Source organism: Sphingobacteriales bacterium, assembly GCA_012517435.1.
Taxonomy (GTDB): Bacteria; Bacteroidota; Bacteroidia; order CAILMK01; family JAAYUY01; genus JAAYUY01.
Window position 1 is genome coordinate 1 of record JAAYUY010000025.1, and the last position, 9,086, is coordinate 9,086.

A 9,086-nucleotide genomic window follows, 5' to 3' on the forward strand; every position below is an offset into this window, starting at 1 on the left:
GAATCCTTCAGATTCATGGCATGGTGCACAGGTTGCATTTCCTGCTTCTTCGAATGCGGCTTCACCATAATAATGCTTTGAAAGCTCAAACTGAGTGGCTTTTTCTGTAACGGTAGCGGGATTATGGCATTCGCCACAGGTAATAATAGCATCTTTTCCGTCCTTTCCATCAACACCATCTTTACCATCTTTGCCCGCAGGACCTTGTGGACCCATAGGACCTTCTTTGGTACAGCTGATCATAAAGCTCACCAATGCGATAAGCATCAGGCTGAAAATTGACCAGGTCATTCGGTATTTCTTCATAATTTTAAATTTTATTGTTTTAACCAATTGTTTAATGGTTCAAAAGTATTATCCATCTTATGATTCAGGCAATTAACAATGATGATATTTAACTTTCTGAATAAGACAAATGTCAGGTTGAAATTGATTTTTTACAGAGAAAAAATTGTTGTATAACAAAAGAGCCCCGGTCAGATGACCGAGGCTCTTTAAAATGTATCAAATAAGGGTTATAATGTACTTATATAATTAATGATAGCCCATCTGTCGTTTTCGTCTGTAATTTTTTGTTCGAAATTCGGCATATCGCCTCTTCCTATAATTGATTTGTAGTAAATTTCACCTGGGGCTTGTTTTTTAAATTCCGGGCTTGAAAATGACCTGATTTTGGTATCAAGCGTTGCTGCTTTCGGGCCATCACCTTTTCCGGTTGCACCATGACAGCTTTTACAATGCTTGGCATAAAGCATTTTACCGGTGTTGATACTTGCCTGATCTGCCTTTGTTGGATTTTTAAGTGTCTTGTATTTGGCAGGCACTTCCCACGGCTTTTGCTGTATCACCGTGAATGACACTAAAACCAAAGCTGCTGAAATCATAATGACGATCGCAGCTAAAACGTTTTTTAAGTTTTTCATATCGTAAATTTTTAATTTGTTCTATTAAATTCAAAAATTATTCCTCATCTTTTTCCTGTTGCTGAAGTAACTCAGGATGTTATTGATTTATATCATTATACAGACCAACTTATTCCTACTCATTTTTATAGAGTTTTTTATGACAATCGTAGCAAAGCTTTTTCTTCCAGCCCTGTTTTTCATCATTGGGATGGATAAACTCAAGCTCCTGCATGATGTCGGACGTCTGAATCTGATCGGGTGTTCCCTGAGCCACAATTTTATGACACAGATTACAGTCCATCGAAATGGTCCTTCCTTCTGGCGATTTATGCCTGTTGTCGTGGCACCTGAAACAACCATTGAATTCGAGATGCCCGATATGATTGGGATATGCTTCCCACTTCACTTTCATAAAGGGAAAAATGTTGTGGCTATACCCCTCCTGAATGCCTGCAATGGCCTGATCAATCAGTTTTTTCTTTTCTTTAAAAATATCCTCATACATCAGGCTGTAATATTCAATGACATGATTTTTAATGTAGCTCATGGCGCTGTCTTTGGTGGGAAATTCAGTATTTAAAATTTCCATAGCCACAATTTTTATATCTGGCAACTCTGTCGAAATCTTACCTGCAGCCATCAGTTCATTGATAAACTTCATGGGCGATTTGTAATCATGTGACGGGCGGTTATGACAATCCATGCAATCCATGACACGGGTCTGACTGCTTTTGTTCTTTGTTTTTTGCTCCCGATTATCCGTATAACCATAACTTTTTCCGGTCTTTTTATCGGTATATTTTACCCAGAAAATGTGTTCCCTGTCTTCAGAACTCTTATATTGAATCTCCACATTTGGATTGATATGCCAGTGAATACCCTCATTCAATCCCTGACCTTTGTGAAGTGAACCTGTTTTCATCTGGAGGTAAATATCCCATTCTGTATTGGTTTCATCAGCAAGAAAATGCTTCTCAACCACGAGCGATTGCGGATAAAATTTCTGCGGCCAGTGACATTCTTCACAGGTTTCACGGGCAGGACGCAGATTTTTGATGGGTGTTTTGATGGGCTGGGGATAAACACCGGTGAGAACGGCATATACCTGATAAAGCCCGGAAATTTTTGACCTGACATACCAGTTGGCTCCTGAGCCTACATGGCATTTTACACAGGCAATGCGGGCATGGGAAGAATGCTGAAATGCTGTATATTCGGGTTCCATCACCTTATGGCACAGCTTCCCGCAAAATTCAACCGACTCGGTAATATGAAAAGCTTTGTAACTGCCAATACCCGTAAAAATGAGCAGAACTATCGTTACCGGAGTGAAAATCATGAAAGCATTCCATGTTGCCTTGTCGTTCAGGTCAAATTTCGGCCATTTGCGGGCAGGGTCAAAATTGGGATCTTTTGACTTTTTGCTGTTGATAATCATTCCGAGAGGAATCATTATTAAACCGACAATCAGAAAAACTGGCATCACAATATAGGTGATAATACCGGAATAGGAACTTCCCAATCCGAATATTTCAGAAAAAAGGACCAGAAAAATGATGACAATGAAACTGATACCCGCTATAAAGGTACCCAAATACGAAATTGTATTGTAGTAGGAATAAGGTAATGTAAACTTTTTGTTTTTCATATTTGTATCATTTAAAAGAAAAAGGGGGATTTCTCCCCCTGATTCAGGTTTATTTAAGTGTCATTAAATAATTAATAATTGCCCAGCGTTCTTCTTCAGCCAGAATTTTTTTCTCAAAATTTGGCATCTCATCACGTCCGACAAAAGATTGATAATAAATAACACCGGGTTTCTGGGCTTTAAACTCAGCACTGGTAAATGACCTCATCTTGGTTTTAAGATTAGCAGCCTTAGGGCCATCTCCAAGTCCTTTCGGGCCATGGCACGATTTGCAATGCTTGGTATAAAGCTCTTTTCCAAGTGTGATTGAACTTTGATCTGCTTTGGTTGGGTTTTTCATGTTTTTGTACTTGTCGGGTACGTCCCATGGCTTCTGAACACCTATAAATCCCAATAAAAAGAAACTGACCAGTGTGCCGGCAATAAGTACATTAAAAAGCTTTCTCATAGATATGAAGTTTAAAAGTTATACAAAATATTCATTATCAGATTATTCAGCATAGTGCCACCCGTTGATGATACTTTTAAAATTGTTGTGTTTCCTGATGCCAAAGGTGCAGAGATAAAGATGAACGATCAGGAAAATGGAAATGATAAATCCGACAATAATATGGATGATATCGGTGAATAAAATACTGGATGAGCCAAATATTTTATTGATTACAATCAGTTCGGGAAACATAAGTGCGAGGCCGGTAAGTATGATTAGAGGAACGAATAAATACATGACCCATGAATAGGATAATTTCTGAAGCGGATTGAATTTCCTTTCTTCACTGATTGGAAAAGGAGGCTGCTCGTGCCTGAACATTCCAAACATATAATACCTGAACTGAGCCATAATTTCTTTGGAAATTCCTTTCCACACCAGCCGGTAGTGTTTCCCGTTTGGTGTGATGATATTTCCGATCAAAAATATCAGATAATTAAAGGTGATGACAAGCCCGCAGATATTATGTATTCTGACAGCGGTAGAAAAATGAATAAAACCTCTTGAGGGATCGGAATATTGCATACTTAGGCCTGTAATGATTAACAACAAAATGCCGATTCCATTGAGTCCATGCCAGATACGTATAAAAATCGGGAACAGATAATATTTTTCTTTCATAATGGTTTACTTTGTTTTTTTAATGACTCTGAAAGAGGTGTGAAGGACGATAAACACTAATACTAACCCAAAAATGACAACACTTAATATATTTAGAAAATAGTTTCGGTTGGCACCAATTAAATAAGACTCTGTAAGCATTCTTGCATTGAAAAATCCGTATTTGCTTACTTTTTCCTTCATTTCGTAACGGTAAAGAGATTCAAGCAGGAGTGAATTTTGAGAATGGCATTCCACACAGTTTTTAACTGCCTTTTCTTTTGGTTTTATCTGATGCGCCACTAAAATATCTTTTTGAATAACTGCATGACACTCAATACATCTCACACTTCCGAAGTGAAGCTGCTGATTGGGTAGCCATTCATGGGTTTTCATGATATTGGGATTCTTTTTTGAGGTAAGTAGCTGAAAATTATCAAGATTTGAATGGCAGTTCAGACAAATTGAATTATCGTAAGCAACAATTTCTTTGATGTTTTTTTCATTTCTGACGTGAGATTGATAGGTGTGAGGATTATGGCACATCCAGCAGCTGAAGTCTTCTTCGTGACGGCTGGAATGAACACTTGCCAAAAATTCTTCTTCAATTTTCTCAAAATTGTATCTGGCATATGTTTCATCTCCTCCGTGGCAATCCATACAAACATATTGCATCTCAAATCTCAGAGTAACCGGATGTGGAAAAGAGTCATAATCTTCTGAATGACAATCGGTGCAGCGGAAAGTTTTATGATTCGACCGGTAAAAATCCTCCCTGTGAATCAACCTGTAAGGATTCATGTGCTCCTTTATTTCCCTGCCTGCATCAGGATTAAAAAAGACATACTTTGACTGACCGTGACATTTAAAACATTTCTCATTTTCCTCTTTATGAAGTACGACTTTTTTTTCCTGCCCGAAGGCCCTGATGACCAAAATACTCAGGAATAAAACTGATAATAATTTGTGCATGGTTGTTTTTTTACATTCTGACAGTAATATTGAAGCCTAACAAAATTCCTTTGTTAAAAAAGCCATATTTGGTAAACATGAAATTTTTCTGGGCAATGATATGCTCCCAGTTCGAAGCAAAAACCTGAAAACAATGAGTACTGGTGCCGAATTCAATTCCGAAACCAAAACCAGGTGTTCCGGTATTTAACGGATTTATAAATTCCTGAATTGATTTGATTTTCAGCGGCTGGTTATATTCAAAGATAAATGAATTGCTTCCCCACAGCGTAAATCTTCCACCCACATTCAAGCCAATTTTATCATGATCATTGAGTGAATCAACAGCATTGAAATGCATGAAACTTAAGCCAAGTTGAGCACTCAGCCTATCGGTAAATTTCCTTCCGACTATCAGCTCATTGAAATAAGACAAACGATTGGCAAATTTATAATTTTCACCAAATTTTTCTTTGTTGGCACCATCAATAACCATATTACCGAAATAAGTAACAAAAACAGGGATAGTCCCTCCGCGGTTCTGACTTAAAATGGCATATTTAAGCAGAAACTCCTGCATTTTATTATTTTTCTCTGTTCCAAAACCAACGGTAAGTTTGGAAGTAATGCCATAATTAAAGCCTAAGCGGATGTTTGACGGAGCATAAATGCCGTACAAATCGCTGATACCATTGTCAAATCTCCCGAACCGGTGATGAATGTACAATTCTCTTCCTCCCTTAGGTAAAACCTTGAATGTTTGATTTTCAACCAATAAAGTTCCCTCCATGGCATTTCTCACAGGTTTTTTACTGTCGTCATCAGGGGGTGCCTGTTCCTCAGTTACTTCTTCCTGTGCATATAATTTTGTGAGTGGAGCCAGCAATAAAAAAGTGGTTAAAAATAAAGTTGCTGTCAGTATGGATAAAATTTTCTTTTTCATAGTCATTTTCTTTAAATGGTTAATAATCAGTTATTTTTAGCACCTTGCTCAATCCATTTTAATATCAGTGCCTGTTCGGTAGCCGTACTTCTGCCATCATGAGAACCACCGGGTGTGGTGAGTTTTACATAAAGTTTGCTTTGGTCCGGTTGAAGTGTATCAATTAACCCTTTGGCAAACAAGTCATTATAAGCATTGGCAGGGGTCAGGTCAACCTTGAAATGACCGGCCACATGGCAACCTGTCATGTTGCATTTTTGATTAAAAATTGGAATGATTTTGTTTGTAAAACTAATTACTGTATCAGTAATAACCACCTTTTTAGGAACGATGAATTCGTATTCACATCCCGTAAAAATAAATATACCTGTGAAGGTGGCAATCAGAAACAGCGATAATTTTCTTAGCCTGAATTTATAAATGGTTTGCCTCATAGTGTTTAAAATTTAAGTTTTTAACGAATGCCAAAATTATGTTTTGTTAATATGACTAAGGCAGGCCAATCATTGTTTTAAAACCGGTTTTAAATCATTAAAAGTCAAAAATTGATTGAGATAAATCAATAAAAACTTTGACATATCAATTTAATGCCATATTTTCGCACAGCAAAAATAAATCTCCAGTATGTTTGAAAATGAAGCTGAATGTTCATGTCAGGATTGCCTGAAAAGGAATCCAATCTTTAACACACTTAATTTTTCACAGATTGAGCAAGTGAGCCTGACAAAATTTACGACAAAATATAAACCGGGGCAAACTATTTTCAAGCAAGGCACTATTCTGACGCACATCCTTTCGCTTACCGGAGGTTTGGCCAAAATATCCATTGAAGGCTACAACGACAGAAATTTATTGCTTAAAATTGCAAAAGCCGGAGAGTTTATCGGAGGGCCAGGCCTGTTTACCGATAAAAAAATGCACTATACGGTAACCGCTCTGACAGAGTGCTACGGTTGTTTTATTGATGTTCAGACAATTTATGATTTAATAGGAGAAAATAAAGATTTTACCATTTCATTGTTTTCGCATGTCAATAGGAGTGCGATTTATAATTTCAACCGCTTTATTGCACTGACACAAAAACAAATGCAAGGGAGAATTGCAGATGCATTAATTTATCTTTCAAAAGAAATATATCAGTCCACAAAATTCACAATGGACATTTCGCGCCAGGATCTTGCCGACCTTACTGCCATGTCGAAAGAAAGTGCCATCCGGATTTTGAAAGAGTTTAAAGATGGTCAGATTATCAGCCTTCATGGAAATGATATTGAAATTCTGAAACCCGACAAGCTGAACATGATCAGCATGACCGGATAAAAAAAAAGCTGTCTGCTTTCGCAGACAGCCATTGATACAAATATAAAAAACTTACTTTTTACTGGTTATTACTCAAAATATTGATATAATATTTATTTTGAGCCCGACAGCCAGAATACTGCATTTTTTAAACTATTGTTTTATCATGCTAAGTGTTTTTATTCCATTCGAAGTTTTCAGATTGAAGAAATACATTCCGGAACTTGCATCCTGTCCCATTTCGTTTTTACCATCCCATTCTACCGAGTAAGTTCCAGGGCCATAAGATGTATTATTCGTAAGGGTTTTTATATGTTTCCCGTTTAAATTGTATATCTCAATTGTAACATTTTCAGCCTTTGAAATTGAAAATTCCACTTTTGTTGTATGATTAAACGGATTAGGGGAATTTTGTTCTACTTTAAAATCATCTTGACCATGATCTTCAATTATTTGATTGGTATGAGGAAATGTATCGTCCCCATGGCAAGATGCACAATCCATTTTTGCTTCAGTATAGTATTTTGTACTTCCTTTACCATGACAGGCATTACAGGTAGCAATAATGGAAGGAGGTACATAAGCGGGAGTAAAAGTACCGGCAAAGTGAGCATTTAAAATTTCAACTGTTTTTGCAGCAGTATCTCCGCATAACCTCGCACATCTTTCTTTTCTTTCATTGGCACTTACCAATATGTTATTTGTGTTGCACCAATTAGTAACAGAAGCATGGCATAAAGGTGAGTGACTTACACTTTTCCCTAAATCCATGTCATAGGTATTTACTGTATAGCCATGGTTTTTAGCAATGGTATTGCTTTCATCAGATGGAAACTCAGTAAGAGTGTACCATCCGTACAGCTCATTAATAAGTATATCAGAATCAGCTTTGGCACAAACAAGAGATATTGCTGCTGCACAGCCATTAATAGTACCGCAGGTTGCACCCCAGCCTACACCTCCGCCATGTCCGTATATCATCAACTCTGTGGGTAGATCTGTATAAGGTGAACCTACTGTTTCCCTAAGACAGGCAATCATTGCTTCAAAACAGGCATAACTACATCCTTTACCACTCCAAAAAGCATCATGTGCCTTAATTCTTGCTGTTTCCTTATCAAGCCCTCCACTTGGATACGGCCAGGGCCAGGCAGTAGCCATTCCGCTCGCTTTGACTTTGGTTGATGTTAAAATTCCTGATCCAAAAGCAGCGAGTGATAATCCTCCTGCTACTAATGCTGATCTGGTTAAGAAATCTTTTCTTGATATTGCTTTTTTCATATTCCTAAAATTTTATATTTTGTTAACTGAAAGTTTAATTTTGCTATTTAATCATTTGTTGCAGAAGTTACATCAGCAAATTTATCCGGGTGAGTTATTACAATGTCCATTTACCCGACATAAACTACTCCTGTTTTAAGATGATTCAGCACAAAATAATTAATGACACAGGTCAATAATTTATCAAACTTTCAATATATTTGCTTCTTAAAATTTATCTTTTGAATGGCTGAAAATCAATTATACACAAGTTGTACTATCAATTCCTATCAGGGAAATATTTTTGAATTTCTGACAGAGGAACAAAATCAGTTGCTGGATGAAAAATCAGTTAACGTTCTTTTTAAAAAGGGAGAAACCATTTGTAAAAAGGGTAGTTTTGCTTCTCATATCAGTTTTGTTGAATCAGGCCTTGTGAAAGTTTTTCTGGAATGTCAGGAAAATGTGCTGGTGTTAAAAATTGCACCAAGCGGTAATTTAATAGGTTTAACTTCCCTGAACGAAGAAAACAGCACATTTCAGTATTCTGCAATGGCATATATTGACTCAAAAATAAAACAAATTGAAATTCAGTCATTTAGAAAAATAGTGAGTGAAAATGCACGATTTGCAAAGGAAATTATCAATATTCTGAATATGAACAGTATTCAGATCAACAACCGTTTTTTCTGCCTAACCTTTAAGCAGTCTTATGGACGGCTGGCCGATATTTTACTATGTCTTGCCGACAGAGTGTTTAAAACTACTGAATTTAGTCTTCCGCTTAACCGAAAAGAGATGGCTGAACTTACAGGCATGTCAACAGAAACAGTGGTCAGAATGATAAAAAATTTTGAAAACGAAAGACTTATTGAAACAAAAAACAAGTTTTTTAAAATTCTTGATTACGATAAACTTCAACTCATCAGTCAGACAGGCTGATGTTGTTTCTTCATAACGATTGATTTACCTTAGCCTCCTCAGAAAATC

At 36.9% G+C, this 9,086-nt stretch carries 11 protein-coding genes; 2 read left to right on the forward strand and 9 right to left on the reverse strand.

The features are described from left to right. From GX437_01470 to GX437_01505, 8 genes are all read right to left on the reverse strand, one after another. A partial coding sequence (locus tag GX437_01470; protein NLJ06317.1) for a hypothetical protein occupies positions 1-306 on the reverse strand: 306 nt, incomplete at its 3' end. 209 nt (positions 307-515) lie between these two features. Continuing rightward, a complete protein-coding gene (locus tag GX437_01475) occupies positions 516-848 on the reverse strand; it encodes a cytochrome c (GenBank protein NLJ06318.1) in 333 nt (110 codons plus the stop codon). A 190-nt stretch (positions 849-1,038) separates the two neighbouring features. Then, complete coding sequence (locus tag GX437_01480; protein NLJ06319.1) at positions 1,039-2,553, reverse strand: cytochrome C; 1,515 nt, start codon at positions 2,551-2,553, stop codon at positions 1,039-1,041. 49 nt (positions 2,554-2,602) lie between these two features. Further along, positions 2,603-3,001, reverse strand: coding sequence for a cytochrome c (locus tag GX437_01485; GenBank protein ID NLJ06320.1), 399 nt, complete (start codon positions 2,999-3,001; stop codon positions 2,603-2,605). A gap of 42 nt (positions 3,002-3,043) precedes the next feature. Next, positions 3,044-3,664 carry a hypothetical protein gene (locus tag GX437_01490; GenBank protein NLJ06321.1) on the reverse strand — a complete coding sequence of 207 codons (621 nt, stop codon included), beginning with the start codon at positions 3,662-3,664 and terminating at the stop codon, positions 3,044-3,046. 6 nt (positions 3,665-3,670) lie between these two features. Then, complete coding sequence (locus GX437_01495; protein NLJ06322.1) at positions 3,671-4,615, reverse strand: hypothetical protein; 945 nt, start codon at positions 4,613-4,615, stop codon at positions 3,671-3,673. Positions 4,616-4,625: 10 nt separating this feature from the next. Beyond that, on the reverse strand, positions 4,626-5,537 hold the full coding sequence (locus GX437_01500) for a hypothetical protein (protein ID NLJ06323.1): 912 nt from the start codon (positions 5,535-5,537) through the stop codon (positions 4,626-4,628). A gap of 26 nt (positions 5,538-5,563) precedes the next feature. Beyond that, a complete protein-coding gene (locus GX437_01505) occupies positions 5,564-5,971 on the reverse strand; it encodes a hypothetical protein (protein ID NLJ06324.1) in 408 nt (135 codons plus the stop codon). Between the two features lie 190 nt (positions 5,972-6,161). Between GX437_01505 and GX437_01510 the strand changes: the two genes are divergently transcribed. Beyond that, positions 6,162-6,857, forward strand: coding sequence for a Crp/Fnr family transcriptional regulator (locus GX437_01510; protein NLJ06325.1), 696 nt, complete (start codon positions 6,162-6,164; stop codon positions 6,855-6,857). A gap of 132 nt (positions 6,858-6,989) precedes the next feature. Here GX437_01510 and GX437_01515 read toward each other — a convergent pair whose 3' ends face one another. After that, positions 6,990-8,117: a T9SS type A sorting domain-containing protein gene (locus tag GX437_01515; protein NLJ06326.1), complete on the reverse strand. Its 1,128-nt coding sequence runs from the start codon at positions 8,115-8,117 to the stop codon at positions 6,990-6,992. Positions 8,118-8,342: 225 nt separating this feature from the next. Between GX437_01515 and GX437_01520 the strand changes: the two genes are divergently transcribed. Beyond that, entirely contained in the window at positions 8,343-9,038 is a 696-nt protein-coding gene (locus tag GX437_01520; protein ID NLJ06327.1) for a Crp/Fnr family transcriptional regulator, read from the forward strand. The last annotated feature ends 48 nt before the right edge of the window (positions 9,039-9,086 follow it).